This is a genomic window from Aeromonas sp. S15(2024) (genome assembly GCF_041402265.1).
GTDB lineage: Bacteria > Pseudomonadota > Gammaproteobacteria > Enterobacterales > Aeromonadaceae > Aeromonas > Aeromonas dhakensis.
Genome location: NZ_JBGLQY010000004.1, coordinates 98,603 through 118,955, shown reverse-complemented (window position 1 = coordinate 118,955; position 20,353 = coordinate 98,603). Strand labels below are relative to the sequence as shown.

General features: G+C 61.0%; 18 protein-coding genes. 12 read left to right on the top strand and 6 right to left on the bottom strand.

All coding sequences use genetic code 11. The features are described 5' to 3' along the window. Positions 1-78: 78 nt before the first annotated feature. The 3 genes from ACB033_RS11055 to ACB033_RS11045 all read left to right on the top strand — a co-directional run bounded on the left by ACB033_RS11055 (position 79) and on the right by ACB033_RS11045 (position 4,091). Positions 79-1,986 carry a methyl-accepting chemotaxis protein gene (locus tag ACB033_RS11055; RefSeq protein WP_162519905.1) on the top strand — a complete coding sequence of 636 codons (1,908 nt, stop codon included), beginning with the start codon at positions 79-81 and terminating at the stop codon, positions 1,984-1,986. A 131-nt stretch (positions 1,987-2,117) separates the two neighbouring features. Then, entirely contained in the window at positions 2,118-3,764 is a 1,647-nt protein-coding gene (locus ACB033_RS11050; RefSeq protein ID WP_010635966.1) for a methyl-accepting chemotaxis protein, read from the top strand. A gap of 144 nt (positions 3,765-3,908) precedes the next feature. Further along, on the top strand, positions 3,909-4,091 hold the full coding sequence (locus ACB033_RS11045; RefSeq protein ID WP_139725687.1) for a hypothetical protein: 183 nt from the start codon (positions 3,909-3,911) through the stop codon (positions 4,089-4,091). A gap of 72 nt (positions 4,092-4,163) precedes the next feature. On the opposite strand, the gene lpdA is transcribed toward ACB033_RS11045, so the two are convergent. The 5 genes from lpdA to ampD form a co-directional block, all read right to left on the bottom strand. Next, a complete protein-coding gene (gene lpdA, locus ACB033_RS11040) occupies positions 4,164-5,591 on the bottom strand; it encodes a dihydrolipoyl dehydrogenase (RefSeq protein ID WP_139725688.1) in 1,428 nt (475 codons plus the stop codon). Between the two features lie 149 nt (positions 5,592-5,740). After that, a complete protein-coding gene (aceF, locus tag ACB033_RS11035; protein ID WP_017766425.1) occupies positions 5,741-7,639 on the bottom strand; it encodes a pyruvate dehydrogenase complex dihydrolipoyllysine-residue acetyltransferase in 1,899 nt (632 codons plus the stop codon). Between the two features lie 113 nt (positions 7,640-7,752). After that, positions 7,753-10,413 carry a pyruvate dehydrogenase (acetyl-transferring), homodimeric type gene (gene aceE, locus ACB033_RS11030; protein WP_005305627.1) on the bottom strand — a complete coding sequence of 887 codons (2,661 nt, stop codon included), beginning with the start codon at positions 10,411-10,413 and terminating at the stop codon, positions 7,753-7,755. A 79-nt stretch (positions 10,414-10,492) separates the two neighbouring features. Then, the gene (pdhR, locus tag ACB033_RS11025; RefSeq protein ID WP_005305630.1) at positions 10,493-11,257 is read right to left on the bottom strand and encodes a pyruvate dehydrogenase complex transcriptional repressor PdhR; all 765 of its coding nucleotides are present in this window, start codon (positions 11,255-11,257) and stop codon (positions 10,493-10,495) included. 275 nt (positions 11,258-11,532) lie between these two features. Further along, positions 11,533-12,105, bottom strand: coding sequence for a 1,6-anhydro-N-acetylmuramyl-L-alanine amidase AmpD (ampD, locus tag ACB033_RS11020; RefSeq protein ID WP_139725690.1), 573 nt, complete (start codon positions 12,103-12,105; stop codon positions 11,533-11,535). A 123-nt stretch (positions 12,106-12,228) separates the two neighbouring features. Between ampD and ACB033_RS11015 the strand changes: the two genes are divergently transcribed. From ACB033_RS11015 to yacG, 9 genes are all read left to right on the top strand, one after another. Continuing rightward, positions 12,229-12,699: a TIGR02281 family clan AA aspartic protease gene (locus tag ACB033_RS11015; RefSeq protein ID WP_010635963.1), complete on the top strand. Its 471-nt coding sequence runs from the start codon at positions 12,229-12,231 to the stop codon at positions 12,697-12,699. Positions 12,700-12,703: 4 nt separating this feature from the next. Continuing rightward, on the top strand, positions 12,704-13,561 hold the full coding sequence (gene nadC / locus ACB033_RS11010) for a carboxylating nicotinate-nucleotide diphosphorylase (RefSeq protein ID WP_139725691.1): 858 nt from the start codon (positions 12,704-12,706) through the stop codon (positions 13,559-13,561). Positions 13,562-13,882: 321 nt separating this feature from the next. Beyond that, a complete protein-coding gene (locus ACB033_RS11005; protein ID WP_139430615.1) occupies positions 13,883-14,317 on the top strand; it encodes a prepilin-type N-terminal cleavage/methylation domain-containing protein in 435 nt (144 codons plus the stop codon). A gap of 3 nt (positions 14,318-14,320) precedes the next feature. Further along, positions 14,321-16,027, top strand: coding sequence for a PilB family type IVa pilus assembly ATPase TapB (gene tapB / locus ACB033_RS11000; protein ID WP_139430614.1), 1,707 nt, complete (start codon positions 14,321-14,323; stop codon positions 16,025-16,027). A gap of 115 nt (positions 16,028-16,142) precedes the next feature. After that, positions 16,143-17,384, top strand: coding sequence for a type II secretion system F family protein (locus ACB033_RS10995; protein WP_005305649.1), 1,242 nt, complete (start codon positions 16,143-16,145; stop codon positions 17,382-17,384). Between the two features lie 22 nt (positions 17,385-17,406). Next, positions 17,407-18,279, top strand: coding sequence for an A24 family peptidase (locus ACB033_RS10990; protein WP_139725693.1), 873 nt, complete (start codon positions 17,407-17,409; stop codon positions 18,277-18,279). Positions 18,280-18,298: 19 nt separating this feature from the next. Continuing rightward, positions 18,299-18,913, top strand: a complete 615-nt coding sequence (gene coaE / locus ACB033_RS10985) for a dephospho-CoA kinase (RefSeq protein ID WP_017766418.1) — start codon at positions 18,299-18,301, stop codon at positions 18,911-18,913. A 37-nt stretch (positions 18,914-18,950) separates the two neighbouring features. Then, positions 18,951-19,673, top strand: a complete 723-nt coding sequence (gene zapD, locus ACB033_RS10980) for a cell division protein ZapD (RefSeq protein ID WP_162519906.1) — start codon at positions 18,951-18,953, stop codon at positions 19,671-19,673. A 9-nt stretch (positions 19,674-19,682) separates the two neighbouring features. After that, entirely contained in the window at positions 19,683-19,877 is a 195-nt protein-coding gene (gene yacG, locus ACB033_RS10975; protein WP_005305661.1) for a DNA gyrase inhibitor YacG, read from the top strand. A gap of 60 nt (positions 19,878-19,937) precedes the next feature. Here yacG and mutT read toward each other — a convergent pair whose 3' ends face one another. Further along, positions 19,938-20,351: an 8-oxo-dGTP diphosphatase MutT gene (gene mutT / locus ACB033_RS10970; RefSeq protein WP_010635956.1), complete on the bottom strand. Its 414-nt coding sequence runs from the start codon at positions 20,349-20,351 to the stop codon at positions 19,938-19,940. Positions 20,352-20,353: the final 2 nt, after the last annotated feature.

Sequence of the window (20,353 nt, the reverse complement as noted above, 5' to 3'; positions counted from 1 at the left end):
GGGCCGGCCTATCAAGGGTGGCGCCGGGCTGCCGCTAATATGTGCTCAATCCCGCGTTCATCCATCCGAGTCACTCTTATGCTTGCAAGCCTGACACTCAAACAGAAAATCCTGGCCACGGTCACCCTCGCCGTGGTGCTCTCCTGCCTGCTGGTGGGCTACTTCAGCCAGCGCTCGGCCCAGCAACTGATCGAAACCCGCATGTTCGAGCAGGAGCTGCCCAACCTGACCCAGCGCATCGGCAAGGAGATCGAGAAAGATCTCACCTCGGTCGCCGGCGCCGCCAGACAGCTGGCCAACGATCGCTTCGTGCTGGACTGGGTCGAGCGCGGCATGCCCAAGGAGCAGGAGTCCATCCTCATCAACCAGCTCAAGGACATGACGAGCCAGCATGGTCTGGTCACCGCCTCCTTTGCCGATCGCCAGAGCGCCGCCTACTACAACCAGGATGGCTTTCTGCGCAACCTCACCCCAGAGCAGGACGCCTGGTTCTACGGCTACACCAAGAGCCAGCAAGACCTGATGCTCAGCATCTTTCGTGAGAGCAACGGCGAGGTGAAGCTGTTCGTCAACTTCCAGCAACTCAATGGCCGCGGCCTCGCCGGTCTCGCCAAGTCCCTCGACAGCATGGTCAGCATGCTCGCCAACTTCCGCATCGGTGACAGCGGCTTCGTCTTCATGACCGATGGCAGCGGCAAGGTGAAGCTGCACCCCGACGCCAGCCGCATCGACCGTGACAGCCTAGCCCAGCTGGCAAGCGGCAGCGGCAACCTGCTGAACAAGCAGCCCTTTGCTGCCACCCACGCCGAGATCGACGGCCAGCCGGTGGTGCTGGCCAGCAGCTACATTCCGCTGCTCGACTGGTATCTGGTGGCCCAGGTGCCGGAAGCGGAGATCTATGCCGAACTGGACCGCGCCCGCCTGCACATCCTGCTGGTGAGCCTGGCCATCGCCGCCGGCATGGGACTGCTCGGCATGCTGCTGGCCGGCTCGGTCAGCCGCCCGCTCAACCAGCTGGCCCGCCTGTTCCGCGAACTCGGCAGCGGCGACGGCGACCTGACCCAGCGCCTCAAGGTGGAAGGGCGGGATGAACTGGCCCAGGTGGCCACCGGTTTCAACAACTTCGTCGCCAAGATCCACGGCTCCATCGAGCAGGTGGCCGACAACTCCCGCCAGCTCGCCGCAACTGCCAACGAGGTGGCCGCCAAGGCCCAGCTGACCCAGCACAACTGCACCGCCCAGCGGGATCGCACCGTGCAGGTAGCCACCGCAATCCACGAGATGGGGGCTACCGTGAGTGAAATCGCCGGCAATGCCTCGCTGGCGGCTGACGTGGCCAAGCAGGCCAACGAACAAGCCGACGCAGGGGCCGTGGTGGTAGCCCAGGCCCGCCATGGCATCGTCGGCCTCTCTGGCGAGATTGAAGGGGTGGCCGGGGTCATCGAGTCGCTGGCCAGCCAGACCGACTCCATCGGCAGCATCCTCGACACCATCCGCAGCATCTCGGAGCAGACCAACCTGCTGGCGCTCAACGCCGCCATCGAGGCCGCCCGCGCCGGTGAGCAGGGCCGTGGCTTCGCGGTGGTGGCCGACGAGGTGCGCAACCTCGCCAGCCGCTCCGCCGCCTCCACCGCCGAGATCCAGGGCATGATCAACCGGCTGCAGGAGCAGAGCGCCCGTGCCGTCAGCGCCATGGCCCAGGGCCGCAACCAGAGCCTGGAAGTGGTCACCCAGGCCGATGCGGCCAACGGCGCCCTCGGCCAGATCACCGCCCACATCACCCAGATCAGCGACATGAACATCCAGGTTGCCACCGCCACCGAGGAGCAATCCAGCGTGGTGGGCGAGATCAACCGCAACGTGGAGGACATCAACCAGCTCACCATGGAGACCGCCGACATCGCCCACCAGCTGACCGAGTCGAGTCGCAGCCTGCAGCACCTCTCCGGCGAGCTGGACAAGCTGGTCGGCAACTTCCGACTTTGAGGTTTTGATATCACAAGGGGCGCATGGCGCCCCTTTTTGTTGGCCACTTGTTAACAAAGGCTCAAGTTGGCGCCAGATCCGTCGATTTATACTGTGATAATTCACATCGTCATGATCAGCGAGGAGAACCCATGCTAGAGGGTAAACTGACAATCAAGAGCCAGTTGATACTGGCTGTCGCCGTGCCCTGCCTGGCGCTGCTGCTGGTGGGCGCCGCCAGCCTTCGCAGCATGGGCGCTATCGAACGACAGGCCACCGAGCTCTACGAGAACACTGCCACCCCGATGCGGGCCATGGCAGAGGTAGTGTCGCGCATCCCCCGCATGCGGGTGGGGCTCGACATGATGCTGCTGCAAGAAACCTCGCTCAAGGATGAAAAAGGGGTGTTGACCCGGGTCAAGGAGACACGGGAAGAGGACATCCCCGAGATGCGCCAGGCCATGCAGCTGGCGGTCAACGCCCAGGTCGATCCTGCCGCGCGGCAAAATGCCCAGCAGCTGTTCGAACAATTCGAGGCGATGGAAAAGAGTGAGTTGCAGCCCATGCTGGCCGCAATGGAGCAGGGTGACATGGAGAGTGCACGGCGCATCTACAAGGAGCGCTACGCGGTGACCTACGGCACCATGCGCAAGAGTGCCAATACCCAGCTCGACGAACTGATGAAGCTGGCCCAGCAGCGTCACGCCATCAGTCAGCAGAGCTTCGCACGGGGCGAAAGCCAGATGCTCGCCATCATAGGAGGCGCACTCGTCATCTGCCTGCTGGTCTCCTTTCTGGTACTGCGTGGCCTGCGCAATCGCGTCAGCTTCCTGCAGCAGTACATTGGCTATGCCGCCGAACACCTGGCGCTGGATTCCCGTGCCCAGCTGAAGGGCAATGACGAGCTGGCGGAGATCACGGTGAGCTTCAATCACTTCGTCAGCAAGATCCACAGCGCCATCGAGCAGGTAGCCCGCAACTCCCATCAACTGGCCGCCACCGCCGACGAGGTGGCCGCCAAGGCCCAGCTCACCCAGCACAACTGCACCGCCCAGCGGGATCGCACCGTGCAGGTAGCCACCGCCATCCATGAGATGGGGGCCACTGTAAGCGAAATCGCCGGCAATGCCTCCCTCGCCGCAGAGGTGGCGAGACAGGCCAATGAGCAGGCGGATGCGGGGGCCGGCGTGGTTGCTCAGGCCCGCCACGGCATCGTCGGCCTCTCCGGCGAGATTGAAGGGGTGGCCGGGGTCATCGAGTCGCTGGCCAGCCAGACCGACTCCATCGGCAGCATCCTCGACACCATTCGCAGCATCTCGGAGCAGACCAACCTGCTGGCGCTCAACGCCGCCATCGAGGCCGCCCGTGCCGGCGAGCAGGGCCGCGGCTTCGCAGTGGTGGCCGACGAGGTGCGCAACCTCGCCAGTCGCTCCGCCGCCTCCACCGCCGAGATCCAGGGCATGATCAACCGGCTGCAGGAGCAGAGCGCCCGCGCGGTCAACGCCATGACCCAGGGCCGCAACCAGAGCCTGGAAGTGGTTACCCAGGCCGATGCGGCCAACGGCGCCCTCGGCCAGATCACCGCCCACATTACCCAGATCAGCGACATGAACATCCAGGTCGCCACCGCCACCGAGGAGCAGTCCAGCGTGGTGGGCGAGATCAACCGCAACGTGGAAGACATCAACCAGCTCACCATGGAGACCGCCGACATCGCCCACCAGCTGACCGAGTCGAGCCGCAGCCTGCAGCACCTCTCCGGTGAGCTGGACAAGCTGGTCGGCAACTTCCGGCTGTAACTTTTGACTCCCACTTCATCACCCGACAGAGGGCGCTGCGGCGCCCTCTGTCGCAACCACGGCAAGCCGTGACGCAGGCGCTTTTGCGCCGCCTCCACCGGCTTCTGAAAATGCCCCATAATCAGGAAAATGAGAGGAGGAGTTATGGGCAAGCTGGTAGTGATGATAGTGCTGGGGGGGCTGCTCAGCGCCTGCAGCAGCGGACCGGTACGGGTGCACAGTGCCGATGTGAGCGTCGATGACGCCCGCATCCGGGTCAGCGATGGCAGCAGGAACGGTTACGGCACCTTCTGCCCGCCCGGCCAGGCGAAGAAGGGGCGCTGCTGACAACCAGCCGCCTGCCGCTGAAAAACAAAAAGCCGCTCGATTGAGCGGCTTTTTCATGAGGCGGGAAGAGAATTACTTCTTCTTCTTGGCCTTGGCGTTCGGCAGGTCGGTGATGGAGCCTTCGAACACTTCGGCAGCCAGACCCACGGACTCGTGCAGAGTCGGGTGAGCGTGGATGGTCAGCGCGATGTCTTCGGCGTCAGCACCCATCTCGATGGCCAGACCGATTTCACCCAGCAGTTCACCACCGTTGGTACCCACGATGGCACCACCGATGACGCGGCCGCTCTCCTTGTCGAAGATCAGCTTGGTCATGCCGTCGGAGCAGTCGGACGCGATGGCGCGACCGGAAGCAGCCCACGGGAAGGTGGCGACTTCGAAGTTCAGGCCCTGTTGCTTGGCTTCTTTCTCGGTCAGACCAACCCAGGCCATCTCCGGCTCGGTGTAGGCGATGGACGGGATCACTTTCGGGTCGAAGTAGTGCTTCTTGCCGGCGATGACTTCGGCAGCCACGTGGCCTTCGTGCACACCCTTGTGAGCCAGCATCGGCTGACCGACGATGTCGCCGATGGCGTGGATGTGCGCCACGTTGGTACGCAGCTGCTTGTCCACCTCGATGAAACCGCGCTCGGTCACGGCAACGCCGGCCTTCTCGGCATCCAGCATCTTGCCGTTCGGCACGCGACCTACGGCAACCAGCACGTTGTCGTAACGAACCGGCTCGGCCGGGGCGTGCTTGCCTTCGTAGGAGACGTACAGGCCGTCTTCACGGGCTTCAACTGCGGTGACCTTGGTCTCCAGCATGATGTTGAATTTCTTGGCAACGCGCTTGGTGTAGATCTTGACGATGTCTTTGTCGGCAGCCGGTACCAGCTGGTCGGCAAATTCCACCACGTCGATCTCGGAGCCCAGGGAGGAGTACACGGTACCCATCTCCAGACCGATGATGCCGCCACCGATGACCAGCAGCTTGCCCGGAACGGTAGTCAGCTCCAGCGCATCGGTAGAGTCCCATACGCGCGGGTCGTCATGGGGGATGAACGGCAGCTTCACCGGACGGGAACCGGCGGCGATGATGGCGTTGTCGAAGGTGACGGTGGTCTTGCCGTCTTCCCCGATCACTTCGAGCGTGTTCGGGCCGGTGAACTTGCCGAAGCCGTTCACAACCTGGACTTTACGCATCTTGGCCATGCCAGCCAGACCGCCGGTCAGCTGGTTGATGACCTTCTCTTTCCACAGACGCACCTTGTCGATGTCGGTCTGCGGGGCACCGAAGACGATGCCGTGCTCGGCCAGCGCCTTGGCTTCTTCAATGACTTTGGCGACGTGCAGCAGCGCCTTGGACGGGATGCAGCCCACGTTCAGGCAGACGCCCCCCAGGGTGGAGTAACGCTCGACGATAATGGTATCCAGACCCAAGTCAGCCGCACGGAAGGCAGCGGAATAACCGGCAGGGCCAGCACCCAGTACTACGACCTGGGTTTTGATTTCTTTACTCATCATGACCTCTTTGTCGTTCTTATATCCCCGGACAGCGCAGTCTTAAGCCAGGACAAGGCGGCTGCAGCCGTGAAAAAAACGGGGCAAGTTTACAATCCTGTTAACGAAATGAGAAGTAAAAAGGGCAGGCTCTGGGCCCGCCCTCTCACTTACAGGACCAGTCGACGGATGTCGGACAGCACGCCGTTCATGGTGGTGATGAAGCGGGCTCCATCGGCACCATCGATGACGCGGTGGTCGTAGCTCAGGGCCAGCGGCAGCATCAGGCGTGGCGCGAACTCTTTGCCGTTCCACTTCGGCTTCATCTCGGACTTGGAGACGCCCAGGATGGCCACTTCCGGCGCGTTGACGATCGGGGTAAAGCTGGTACCACCGATGCCACCCAGGCTGGAGATGGTGAAGCAACCGCCCTGCATGTCGGCAGCGGTCAGCTTGCCGGCACGAGCCTTCTTGGAGATCTCGGCCAGATCGCGAGACAGCTCCATGATGCCCTTCTTGTTGACGTCGCGCACCACGGGCACAACCAGACCGTTGGGGGTATCCACCGCCACACCGATGTGGATGTACTTCTTCATGATCAGCTTGCTGCCATCTTCGGACAGGGAGCTGCAGAAGCGCGGATGGGCTTCCAGCGCCTTGGCGGCGGCTTTCAGGATGAACACCAGCGGGGTGATCTTCACGTCTGCCTTCTGCTTCTCGAGCATCGCGTTCTGCTCTTTGCGGAACGCTTCCAGCTCGGTGGTATCAGCTTCGTCGAACTGGGTGACATGGGGGATCATGACCCAGTTGCGGTGCAGGTTCGGACCGGAGATCTTCTGGATGCGGGTCAGATCGACCTCTTCCACATCACCGAACTTGCTGAAATCGACCTTAGGCCACGCCAGCACACTCATGCCGTTGCCGTTACCAGTGCCTTGACCTGCAGCCGGAGCGGACTCGGCGCGCTTGACCGCATCCTTCACGTAGGCTTGCACGTCTTCTTTGACGATGCGGCCCTTGCGACCGGAGGCTTTCACCTTGGCTAGGTTGACACCAAACTCGCGAGCCAGACGGCGTACCGCCGGAGAGGCGTGTACGTAGGCATCGTTGGCAACGAAGTCGGAGGCGGCAGCAGCCTGGGCAACCGGCGCAGGAGCAGCGGCAGCCGGAGCGGCAGCAACAGGTGCAGCGGCAGGAGCCGGAGCAGCCACGGCAGCCGGAGCGGCACCAGCCACTTCGAATACCATGATCAGGGAACCGGTGGAGACCTTGTCACCCGCCTTCACCTTGATCTCTTTGACCACACCGGCGAACGGCGCAGGCACTTCCATGGAGGCCTTGTCACCTTCCACGGCGATCAGGGACTGGTCGGCTTCAACCTTGTCACCCACGGCGACCATGATCTCGGTGACTTCCACTTCGTCGCCACCGATATCCGGTACATTGACCTCTTTGGCAGCGGCGGCAACCGGGGCAGCAGCCACGGGAGCGGCAGCCTGGGCCGGTGCAGCAGCAACGGCAGGAGCGGCACCAGCCACTTCAAACACCATCACCAGGGAACCGGTAGAGACCTTGGCGCCAGCGGCAACCTTGATCTCGACCACGCGGCCCGCGAACGGTGCTGGCACTTCCATGGAGGCCTTGTCACCTTCCACGGCGATGATGGACTGGTCGGCTTCAACCATGTCGCCTACGGCAACCATGATCTCGGTCACGTCCACTTCGTCGTCACCGATGTCCGGCACGTGCACGTCTTTGCGAGCGGCAGCAGCAGGAGCGGCGGCCGGTGCGGCTGCAACCGGTGCAGCGGCCTGAGCAGGCGCAGGTGCGGCAGCACCCTCGGCTTCGAAGATCATGATCTGGGAACCGGTGGCAACCTTGTCGCCCACCTTGATCAGGATCTCTTTGACGATGCCGGCGGATGGGGCCGGGACTTCCATGGAGGCCTTGTCGCCTTCTACCGCGATGATGGACTGATCGAGTTCGACCTTGTCACCCACGGCCACCATGATCTCGGTGACTTCAACTTCATCGGCGCCGATATCCGGCACCATAATCTGTTTGGACATTGTGCTTTATCCTCTTGCGTGCATCCGCGTGACCGACTGCTGTCACGCGTCTTTCGCGTTAACCTTTGCAAGGCCGTGCCGGGCAACGAGTCCCGGCACGACACTTGATCCTCTTACGCGTACAGCGGGTTGACCTTGTCGGCATCGATGCCGTACTTGGCGATGGCCTCGGCCACAACCTGCTTGTCTACCTCGCCGCGCTTGGCCAGTTCGGTCAGGGCAGCAACCACTACGTAGAACTCGTTCACTTCGAAGTGACGACGCAGGTTGGCACGGCTGTCGGAACGGCCGTAACCGTCGGTACCCAGCACGCGGTAGTTTTCGGTCGGCACGAAGGCACGCACCTGATCGGCGAAGGACTTCATGTAGTCGGTCGCGGCGATGGTGGCTTCGCTGCCCAGCACCTGAGCGATGTAGGGAACGCGAGCCTCGGCAGTCGGGTGCAGCATGTTCCAGCGATCCGCGTCCTGACCGTCACGAGCCAGCTCGTTGAAGGAGGTGACGCTGAACACGTCGGAACCGATGCCGTATTCGCTGGCCAGGATCTGGGCGGCGGTGCGCACGTGACCCAGGATGGAGCCACAACCCAGCAGCTGTACCTTGGCCTTGGTGCCGGCCACGGTTTCCAGCTTGTAGATACCCTTGCGGATGCCTTCCTCGGCGCCTTCCGGCATGGCCGGCATGGCGTAGTTCTCGTTCAGAGTGGTGATGTAGTAGAACACGTTCTCCGGGTTCTCACCGTACATGCGGCGCAGACCGTCCTGTACGATCACCGCTACTTCATAGGCGTAGGACGGGTCGTAGGAGACGCAGTTCGGGATGGTGTTGGCCAGGATGTGGCTGTGACCATCTTCGTGCTGCAGACCTTCGCCGTTCAGGGTAGTACGACCGGAGGTCGCACCCAGCAGGAAGCCACGGGCTTGCTGGTCACCGGCTGCCCACGCCATGTCGCCGATCCGCTGGAAGCCGAACATGGAGTAGTAGATGTAGAACGGGATCATCGGGCAATCGTTGGTGCTGTAAGAGGTCGCAGCAGCCAGCCAGGAGGACATGGCGCCCAGCTCGTTGATACCGTCTTGCAGAACCTGACCCTGCTTGTCTTCCTTGTAGTAGGAGACGATGTCGCGGTCTTGCGGGGTGTACTGCTGACCGTGCGGGCTGTAGATACCGATCTGGCGGAACAGGCCTTCCATACCGAAGGTACGGGCTTCGTCAGCCAGGATCGGCACGATGCGCTTGCCGATGGACTTGTCTTTCAGCATCACGTTCAGGGAACGCACGAACGCCATGGTGGTGGAGATTTCACGCGCCTGTTCACCCAGCAGCGGACCGAAGGCATCCAGCGCCGGGATTTCCAGCTTGGTGGTGCTCTCGCGCAGACGGGTCGGTACATAGCCCTTCAGCGCGGCACGACGGGCGTGCAGGTACTTGTGTTCTTCGGTACCCTCTTCGATCTTCAGGTACGGCAGGTTTTCCAGCTGCTCGTCGGTCACCGGCAGGTTGAAACGATCGCGCAGGTGACGCACTGAGCCCAGATCCATCTTCTTGACCTGGTGAGCGATGTTCTTGCCTTCGGCCGCTTCGCCCATGCCATAGCCCTTGATGGTCTTGGCCAGGATCACGGTCGGCTTGCCCTTGGTCTGTGCGGCCTTGGAGAAGGCGGCGAACAGTTTGCGAGGATCGTGACCACCGCGGTTCAGGGCGAAGATCTCCTCGTCAGTCATGTCTTTGACCAGCGCGGCGGTTTCCGGGTAACGGTTGAAGAAGTGCTCGCGCACGTAGCCGCCATCGCGGGACTTCATGGTCTGGTAGTCACCATCCACGGTCTCGTTCATCAGCTGGATCAGCTTGCCGGAAGTGTCTTTCTTCAGCAGCTCATCCCACTTGCGACCCCAGATAACCTTGGTGACGTCCCAGCCAGCGCCGGCGAACAGGCCTTCCAGCTCGTTGATGACCTTGCCGTTGCCGACAACCGGGCCATCCAGACGCTGCAGGTTGCAGTTGACCACGAACACCAGGTTGTCGAGCTTTTCACGCACGGCAACGGTCAGGGCGCCCTTGGCTTCCGGCTCGTCCATCTCGCCGTCACCTAGGAAGGCGTAAACGGTCTGCTCGGAGCAATCCTTGATGCCACGGTCGGTCAGGTACTTCAGGAAGCGGGCCTGATAGATGGCGGCGATGGGGCCCAGACCCATGGAGACGGTCGGGAACTGCCAGAATTCCGGCATCAGTTTCGGGTGCGGGTAGGAAGGGATACCCTTGCCATCCACTTCCTGACGGAAGTTGTCCAGCTGCTCTTCGGTCAGGCGACCTTCGGCAAATGCACGGGCGTAGATGCCCGGGGAGATGTGACCCTGGAAGTAAACCAGGTCGCCACCGTCCTTCTCGTTGCGGGCACGGAAGAAGTGGTTGTAGCAGACTTCGTAGATGGTCGCGGAAGAGGCGAAGGAAGACATGTGACCGCCCAGGTCCAGGTCTTTCTTGGAGGCGCGCAGCACGATCATCATGGCGTTCCAGCGGATGATGGCGCGAATGCGACGCTCCATCTCCAGGTCGCCCGGGTAAGCCGGCTCGTCGCTGGACGGGATGGTGTTGATGTAGTCGCGATTTGCCTTGGCAGCCACGTCCACACCGCTTGCGCGGGCTTTCTCGGCCAACTGTTCAAGGATGAACTGAGCGCGTTGCGGACCCTCTTCACGCAGCAGGGATTCCAGAGAGGCAAGCCACTCCAGCGTTTCTATCGGGTCCACATCGTTCTTCAGGATATCAGACATGGCTGGTTCCTATTATGTTGTGATTGCACGGCATTGCACGGCGAAGGGCGCAAGCATTCGACAATAAAGCCTTGTGGGATTAGTTTTCCTGCTGACGGATCCGACGCATGGATCGCTGGATCCGGCTGTCTTCCCTCTGCATATCCAACAAGGTGTCCTCGATAAAGGCCAGGTGCTCATGACAAGCTGCCCTGGCCCGCTCCGGAGCCCCCGACAGGATAGCCTCGATCAGATGCGCGCGATGGCGACGGATCTTGGCGACCACTCCCGGACGGCGATTCAGAATTTCGTTATTGCGTAAAATGTTCTGCTCAAGCATGGGGCCCATGGCCCGCAGCAGATGCAGCAGCACCACGTTGTGGGACGCTTCGGCCACCGCCAGATAGAACTGGGTGACGGCAGCAGATTCGGCTACCAGCGAGCCTTGCTGGCCAGCCTCCTCGATGGCGGACTGCACCTGACGGATCCGCTCGAAATCGGCTTCCGTTCCCCGCAATGCAGCATAGTAGGCACAGATGCCTTCCAGCGCATGGCGAAACTCCAGCAGGTCGTACTGGGCTTCCGGGTGGGTGCTGAGCAGCTCGAACAGGGGATCGGCGATCCCTTTGCTCAAGGCATTCTGTACGTAAGTGCCGCCGCCCTGACGACGATACAAGAGTCCTCTTGCCTCGAGACGCTGGATGGCTTCGCGCAGCGAAGGGCGCGAAACCTGAAACTGGATGGCCAGTTCCCGCTCGGGCGGCAACTTCTGGCCCGGCTGCAAACTGCCTTCCAGAATCATCTGTTCCAGCTCGGCGACAATGGCGTCGGCCAACTTGGGTTGAGTAATCTTGAGATAGGGCATGAGGCTGCTTTGTTAAATTGGTATTACCAATTTCATGAATGGGGCGAAAATTAGCAGAGGGCATGGGAAAAGTCCACCCAAAAGATGATCTGAATCAAGAATCAACCTTGCCACTTAAGGGGTAAATAGAGGGATTTATGATTTGGCTCATAGAAATTGGTCAGACCAATATTTTTGACATGGCTCACAGGCAACATTTGATCAACAGCGAATAAAAATGGCCTGCCATAGAGGCAAGCCATTGTTTTAAAAATACAAACTTATTTTTAGAATATTTACTTAAAGTTGAGTGCCTGGCGATATCGCTGCCATTCGAAACTGTCACCCGGATCCGTCTTGCGCCCCGGCGCTATGTCGCAATGGCCGACGATACGATCCGCCGTGATGGCGGGATAATGACTCGACAAGGTTCGGCTGAGCCCAACCAATACCTCATACTGTGCGTCCGTGTAGGGCAGTTCGTCGGTCCCTTCCAGCTCGATGCCGATGGAGAAGTCGTTGCACGCCTCCCTCCCCTGCCAGCTCGAGACCCCGGCATGCCAGGCTCTGGCACCAAACGGCACATACTGCACCAGTTCACCATCGCGCCGGATCAGACAGTGCGCCGAGACCCGCAGTTGATGAATGTCGACAAAGTAGGGGTGCGCCGCGGGATCCAACCTGCCCATAAAGAGATCGTCGATGAAGGGGCCGCCGAACTCGCCTGGCGGCAGGCTGATGCCATGCACCACCAGCAGAGAGATGTCGCTCGGGCTGGCCCGCTCGTTGTAGTGGGGAGAGGGCACCCGGCGAGCCTCCCGGCACCAGCCGGCGGCGTCGATGGAAAACATGGGGTCAGGATGGGTCATCGGCTACTCGATACGAGTTGAGGGGAAAAGCGCGATCCGGGCCGGCATCTTGTCACCAAGCCGCTGAATCAGTGGAAAATTGTGTGTTAGGCTGGGTCATCTTTGGCTCGATATGGATGAGGTATGCAGCAAACGGCGCGCTGGTTCTGGCTACTGGCCTGGCTCTCTTTGATGGGCCTGCTGACCCTCTACTTCCACTCCCGCACCCAACCGAGCGTCACCGCCAGCGGCGAACTCCTGCTGAGGGCCGACCAGAGCGGCCACTATCGACTGGAGGGTGCCATCAACGGCCAGCCGGTGCAACTGCTGCTCGATACCGGCGCAACGCGCATCACAGTGCCACAACGGGTCGCCGAGCGGCTCGGCCTGACCGCCCACGGCAGCAGCCAGGTGAATACGGCTGCCGGCTTTATCCGGGTCGGCAACGGCACCATCGAAACGCTGGCGATGGGACCATTGACCTTGTACGATCTGGCCATCTTTATCAACCCGGCGGCGGCTGGCGACGAGGTGCTGGTAGGCATGAATGCCCTCGGCCGGCTGGAGCTGGTTCAAAAGGAGCGGCAGTTGCTGCTCAGACCTTTGCAGGAATAAAGGCATGCTACAACAGGACATCCGTCGCGCCGTGCGCGCCGCATTACTCGAAGACTTGGGCGACGCCCTCACCGCGCTGGACCAACCGGATGCCAGCGCCGATATCACGGCCCAGCTGATCCCGGCGGATCGCATCTCGACGGCCCGAGTCATCACCCGCGAAGCCGGCGTCTTCTGCGGCCAACCCTGGGTAGACGAGGTATTCACCCAGCTTGGTGGCGATGTGCAGGTGGAGTGGCTGGTGCAGGATGGTGAAGTGCTCACCCCCAATCAGGAGCTGTTCCGTCTGCACGGCCCGGCTCGCACCCTGCTGACCGGCGAGCGCAATGCGCTGAACTTCGTGCAGACCCTCTCCGGCGTCGCCACCCTCACCGCCCGCTACGTGGCCGAGCTGGCAGGCACAGATTGCCGCCTGCTCGACACCCGCAAGACCCTGCCCGGCCTTCGCAGCGCCCAGAAGTATGCGGTCACCTGCGGCGGCGGCAAGAATCACCGCATCGGCCTCTATGACGCCTATCTCATCAAGGAGAACCATATTCTCGCCTGTGGTGGCATAGCGCAGGCTATTGCCGAGGCTCGCCGGCTCAATCCGGGCAAACCGGTGGAAGTCGAGGTCGAATCCCTGGCCGAGCTGGCACAGGCGCTGGCAGCCCTGGCAGACATAGTAATGCTGGACAACTTCGACGTGCCCATGATGCGCGAGGCCGTTGCACTCAATCAGGGGCGGGCCAAGCTGGAAGTGTCCGGCAACGTCACGCTGGACACCCTGGCCGAATATGCGGCTACCGGTGTCGACTTCATTTCGGTCGGTGCCCTGACCAAACATGTGCGGGCCCTAGATCTCTCGATGCGTTTTATCTAGCCGAAGGGCGTTCACCATGCCCCGTCGGGCCGGTGACATATAACAAGATGAAGGACTTGCAAAAGGCGCCATGGGCGCCTTTTCTTTAAGGCAGGATCCCTCGGCAAAGGAGTGTGAGATGGACTCATCCCCGCCAGCTACAAAGAGTCGATAGGGGCTCTTCATCCATGATTTATATCAAATTTTTCGCAAATGACAGAAAGATTGTTAACAAAGACCCCGACCTCTGTTGCCAAGTCGGACAGCTCGGATAAGATATTGACGTGTGGATAGTTTTCCACCGGCACTTCCCAGGAACCAAGGACAAAAAGGATATTTGAAATGAAGAAACAATCAGGCTTTACCCTTATCGAATTGATGATCGTGGTCGCGATCGTCGCCATCCTAGCCGCCATTGCGCTGCCGGCGTATCAAAGCTATACAAAACGCGCAAAATTCACTGAAGTAATCTCTGCAACTGGTCCAGCTAAAACCGCAGTCGAGGTATGTGTACAAGGTCATACAGGGGGAACAGGTACTCTTGCATCTGATTGTGCAGCTTCAGGCCTAGCAGCTGTCTCAGGTGCTTCCGATCTCACCGGGAACTTAGCCAGCATCGGCGTTACAGCGACAGGTAATGTAGTCACCATTCTTGCCACTGCCGATACAAACTTAGACAGCTCAACCTATTCTTTGGTAACGAATGCTTTAGCGACCGAAGGACAGCAAGTTTTGTGGACCATTTCGGGTTCTTGCAAGACAGATGGTAAATGCTAACGCATGACTTCTAGCCCCCATAGCGGCCTGGCGTTAAGCCTGGCCGCCTCTTCCCTGCTCAGTGAGTCAGACTCACAGCGCTATCTGAGCCAGGCCAAGGCACAGCGCAAACCCTTTGTGACCTTTCTGATCGAGAACGAGATCCTCGACAGCAAGGCGCTGGCCGACTTCTGCGAGCTGGAGTATGGGGTACCTCTGCTGGATCTTGCCGCCTTCGACCTGGCCGAGATCCCGCAGAAGTACCTCAATCAGAAGCTGATTGAGAAACACCATGTGCTGCCCATCTACACCCAGGGCCACACCCTCTATATCGCCATGTCCGACCCGACCAATGTGTCGGCACTGGAGGATTTTGGTTTCAGCTTCGGGCTGCACACCGAGGCCCTGCTGGTCGAAGAGAACAAGCTGACCGCCGCCATCAGCAAGCTGATGGAGAACGATCAGGACGCCCTCGGCATGGAGGACATCGACGAATCCGAGATCTCCGAGCTGGAGGTGTCTGACGAGGGGTCACGACTCGACGAGAGCGTCAACACGGCGGACGATGACGCCCCCATCGTCAAATACATCAACAAGATCATGATGGATGCCATCAAGCGCGGTGCATCCGACCTCCACTTCGAACCCTATGAGACCAAGTACCGTATTCGCTTTCGGATAGACGGGATCCTGCATGAGGTAGCGACGCCGCCGGTCAATCTGGCCAACCGCTTCTCGGCCCGCCTCAAGGTGATGGCGCGCCTGGACATCGCCGAACGGCGGCTGCCCCAGGATGGCCGCATCAAATTGAAGCTGTCGCGCAACAAGTCGATGGACATGCGGGTCAACACCCTGCCCACCATGTGGGGCGAGAAGATCGTTATCCGTCTGCTCGACTCTTCCGCTGCGCGCCTCAATATCGAACAGCTCGGCTTTGACGATCGGCAGAAGGCACAATATCTGCGCGCGCTCTCGAAGCCTCAGGGCATGATCCTGGTGACCGGCCCGACCGGTTCGGGCAAGACGGTGTCGCTCTACACCGGCCTGAACATTCTCAACACCACAGAAGTGAATATTTCGACCGCCGAAGACCCGGTGGAGATCAACCTGCCTGGGGTCAATCAGGTGCAGGTCAACCCCAAGGCCGGGCTCACCTTCGCCAGTGCCCTGCGCTCCTTCCTGCGCCAGGATCCCGACGTGGTGATGGTTGGTGAAATACGGGATCTTGAAACCGCCGAGATCGCCATCAAGGCGGCACAAACCGGCCACCTGGTGCTCTCTACATTGCACACCAACTCAGCGGCCGAGACGCTGACCCGGATGATGAACATGGGAGTCCCCGCCTTCAACATCGCCTCCTCGGTTACCCTGATCATGGCTCAACGATTGGCACGCAAGCTGTGCGACCACTGCAAGGCCCCCGAAGTGGTGCCGGAAGCTGAACTGCTGGAGTTGGGGTTTACCCAACAGCAGCTGGCCGCAGGCTTGCGGCTGTTCAAGCCGGTTGGCTGCAAGGAGTGTTCTGGCGGCTACAAGGGACGGGTCGGCATCTACGAGATCCTGTTGATGTCAGAAAATATTGCAAAATTGATCATGCAGGGAGCCAATTCCATGCAGATTGCGGCCATTGCCCAGAAGGAGGGCATGCGGACCTTGCGCACCTCCGGTCTTGAGAAGGCCCGACTGGGGGTGACCAGCCTGGCCGAGATAAACCGGGTAACAACCAACTGACAGAGTCTATCGCTCAGCCGATTCATCCAGGTGCCGCCGGCCCTGGCGATTTCCATCAGGCCGAGGTTGCTTCTCTTAATGACGAGCAAACCGGGCCCCATTGCAGGACGCAGTGATGGCAACGCTAACCCAGAAACAGAATGCCCCCAAGAAAGTCTTTGCCTTTCGCTGGAGCGGGGTGAACCGCAAGGGCCAGAAGGTCTCCGGCGAGCTGCAGGCCGACAGCATCAACACGGTCAAGGCCGAGCTGCGCAAGCAGGGCGTCAACGTCACCAAGGTGAGCAAGAAGAGTCAGGGTCTCTTCTCCAAGGGCGGCGCCAAGATCAAGCCGATGGACATTGCCGTCGTCTCCCGCCAGATCACCACCATGCTGTCGGCCGGCGTGCCTCTGGTCCAGAGCCTGCAGATCATCGCCCGCAGCCACGAGAAAGCGGCCATGCGCGAGCTGATGGGCCAGATAGCCGCCGATGTGGAGACCGGCACCCCCATGTCCGAGGCGCTGCGCCGCCATCCCCGCCACTTCGATGATCTCTATTGCGACCTGGTCGAGGCGGGTGAGCAGTCCGGCGCCCTGGAGACCATCTACGACCGCATCGCGACTTATCGCGAAAAATCCGAAGCGCTCAAATCCAAGATCAAGAAGGCCATGTTCTACCCCACCATGGTCATCCTGGTGGCCATTGTCGTCACCTCCATTCTGCTGCTGTTCGTCATTCCGCAGTTTGAGGACATCTTCAAGAGTTTCGGCGCCGAGCTGCCCGCCTTTACCCAGTTCGTCATCGGCATCTCCCGCTTCATGCAGAACTGGTGGTATATGATCTTTGGCGGGGTTGCACTCGCCATCTTCCTCTACGTGCGAGCCTGGCGCGCCTCGCAGAAAGTCAGAGACAACACCGACAAGTTCATTCTGACCATCCCGGTGGTCGGCATGATATTGCACAAGGCCGCCATGGCCCGCTTCGCCCGTACCCTCTCCACCACCTTTTCCGCCGGTATCCCGCTGGTGGATGCCCTGATCTCCGCCGCAGGCGCCTCCGGCAACTATGTCTATCGCACCGCTGTCATGGCCATTCGCAACGAGGTGGTGGCAGGCATGCAGATCAACGTGGCCATGCGCACCGTCGATCTCTTCCCCGACATGGTGATCCAGATGGTGATGATTGGCGAGGAGTCAGGCGCCATCGATGATATGCTCTCCAAGGTCGCCACCATCTTCGAACAAGAGGTGGACGATCTGGTCGACGGCCTCACCAGCCTGCTGGAACCTCTCATCATGGTGGTGCTGGGGGTACTGGTCGGCGGCATGGTGGTCGCCATGTACCTGCCCATCTTCAAACTGGGGTCGGTCATCCACTGACCCCCAACCAATCCGGAACCCGATGTTGCTGATCACTGACGTTTTTCACAGCCTGCCTTGGCTCTATTTTTCGCTAGTATTCCTCTTCTCCCTGATGATCGGCAGTTTTCTCAACGTGGTGATCCATCGCCTGCCCATCATGCTGGAACGGGAGTGGCAGGCCGAATACCTCAGCTATTTCAACCCAGAGACACAACTGCAGCAGGAAGAACGCTACAACCTGATGGTGCCGCGTTCTGCCTGCCCCCATTGCGGCCACGCCATCACGGCCATGGAGAATATCCCCCTGCTCAGCTGGCTCTGGCTCAAGGGTCGCTGCCGTGAATGTCAGGCCCCCATCTCGGCCCGTTATCCGCTGGTGGAGCTGCTGACCGCCCTGCTCTCGCTGGTCGTCGCCGCAACATTCCCACCGGGCTGGGGCTTGCTGGCCGCCCTGCTGCTCACCTGGGTGCTGGTGGCGCTCACTTTCATCGATCTGGACAAGATGCTGCTGCCGGATCAGCTGACCCTGCCATTGCTGTGGGGTGGCCTGCTGTTCAATCTGGCAGGGGGATTCGTTCCGCTGGCCGATGCGGTGATCGGTGCCATGGCGGGCTATCTGGTGCTCTGGAGCCTCTACTGGGCCTTCAAGCTGCTGACCGGCAAGGAAGGGATGGGCTACGGCGACTTCAAGCTGCTGGCGGCGCTGGGGGCCTGGCTGGGCTGGCAGGCCCTGCCCATCGTGCTGCTGCTCTCCTCGCTGGTCGGCGCCATCATAGGGATAAGTCTCATCCTGCTGCGCAACCACCATCAGGGCAAACCCATCCCCTTCGGGCCCTACCTGGCGATCGCCGGCTGGATCGCGCTGCTGTGGGGCGATACCATCACCCGCTGGTACCTCACGACATTTCTCTGATCAAAGGCAGCACTGACCCATGTATGTAGTCGCAATTACCGGCGGGATTGGCAGCGGCAAGACCACGGTTGCCAATCAGTTTGCCGAGCTGGGCATCGAGGTGGTGGATGCGGACATCATCGCCCGCGAGGTAGTGGAACCCGGCACCCCGGCCCTGGCCGCCATCGCCGCCCATTTTGGCGCAGACGTCATCGCCCCGGATGGCCGGCTCGATCGCCGCCAGCTGCGTGAGCGGGTCTTCACTGACCCGCAGGCCAAGGGCTGGCTCAACGCCCTGCTCCATCCCCTCATTCGCAGCGAGATGCAGCGCCAGTGCGCGGCCGCGCGCTCCCCCTATTGCCTGCTGGTGGTGCCCCTGCTGGTGGAAAACCGGCTCACCGCACTGGCCAACCGGGTACTGGTGATCGACGTGGACGAAGCGACCCAGATTGAGCGTACCTGTCGCCGGGACGGCGTGAGCCGGGAGCAGGCTGAGGCCATCCTGGCCGCCCAGGCGAGCCGGACCGAGCGGCTGGCGGCAGCCGACGATGTGCTGGACAACCAGAACGGCACGCCCGAGGCAATAAAGAGCCGAATTTTCGCGCTGCACGAGACATATCTGGCATTTGCCTCTCAACAAGCCCGCCAACTGTGAGTACACTAGGCCGGTTTATGGCTGGCCAGGATTAGGCATGATTTACGATTTTCCCCTCAATGAAAAAAGCCGGACCTATCTTCGTCTGGAGTCCCTGTTTTCCCAGATCCGCGACAATCTGGAGAGCGACCAGCCCTGGGCACACATCGCCTTTTTCAAGGGCCTGTTCGACCTGCAGGAGTTGCTGGAGCGCGGTGACCTGCGTGCCGACCTGATTAAAGACCTGGAGCGCCTCAGCCAGCGCCTGAGCCACTGGGCCAGCCTGCCAGACGTCGACCTGGAGCAGATCAACCTGATGCAGCAGGAGAGCACCCAGCTCTCCCGCAACTTGCTGAGTGCACCGCGTCCCGGTGCCCGTCTGAAAGAGGACCGGCTGCTTGGCTCCATCCGCCAACGCTTCTCCATTCCGGGCGGGTTGTGCGCCTTCGACGTACCGCAACTGCACCACTGGCTGGCCACCCCGGCCATCGCCCGTCATCAGCAGATGCAGCTGTGGCTGAGCGACATCAACCTGTTGATGAACGCCATCTCCCTGCTGCTGCGCCTGTGGCGCGAATCCGGCAACTTCAGTGAACAGGTGGCCGTCAACGGCTTCTTCCAGGATACCGCCGAGAGTGCCGAGCTGATACGCATTCGCCTGAGCGGCACCCAGCAGTGCTACCCGACCCTGAGCGGCCACAAGAACCGGTTTGCCCTGCGCTTTTTACCCACCACGGAGCAGCAGATCGGTGACGTGCCCTTCCAGCTGGCCTGCTGCTAAGGAGCATCCATGGTGACCAAGGTAAAGTGCCCGACCTGCCAGACCGAGCTGGAATGGGGCCCGCAGAGCCCGTTTCGCCCGTTCTGCAGCAAGCGCTGCCAACTGATCGATCTCGGCGAGTGGGCCGACGAGGAGAAGCGGATCCCGGGGGAAATAGACCCGGAGCTGCTGCCCTACCCCGAAGAGGGGGAGCAGTGGCAGTAAGCCAGCAAGCAAAAAGGGCCGATTCGGCCCTTTTTATTTTGGTATGCACTGCGGCTAATATCAGCCCTGTGCGGCCAGCGATGCCTGCAGGCGCGTCACGATCGGGCCATTGGCGTCGGGGAAGTGGTACTCGTGCAGCGAGACCAGCGGCACCCAGCGACACTCCTGCCCCTCCTTGCCAAACGGCTCGCCGCTGAAGCGGGTCACCTTCCAGATATCCAGCAGTACCTGCTTGTCCGGGTAGTCGTGATGCAGCTCCATGAAGGGAGCGCAATCCTGCACCCGGATCCCGATCTCTTCCCACAGCTCCCTGTCCAGCGCGGTGAGCAGATCCTCTCCGGCTTCCACCTTGCCGCCGGGGAATTCCCAGCGATCCCCCTGATGACGATCGGCGGAGCGTCTGGCGATGAAGATATCGCCCCGTTCGTTCTCGATGACGCCGACCGCCACCCAGATCCGTTTCTTCTGTTCCATCA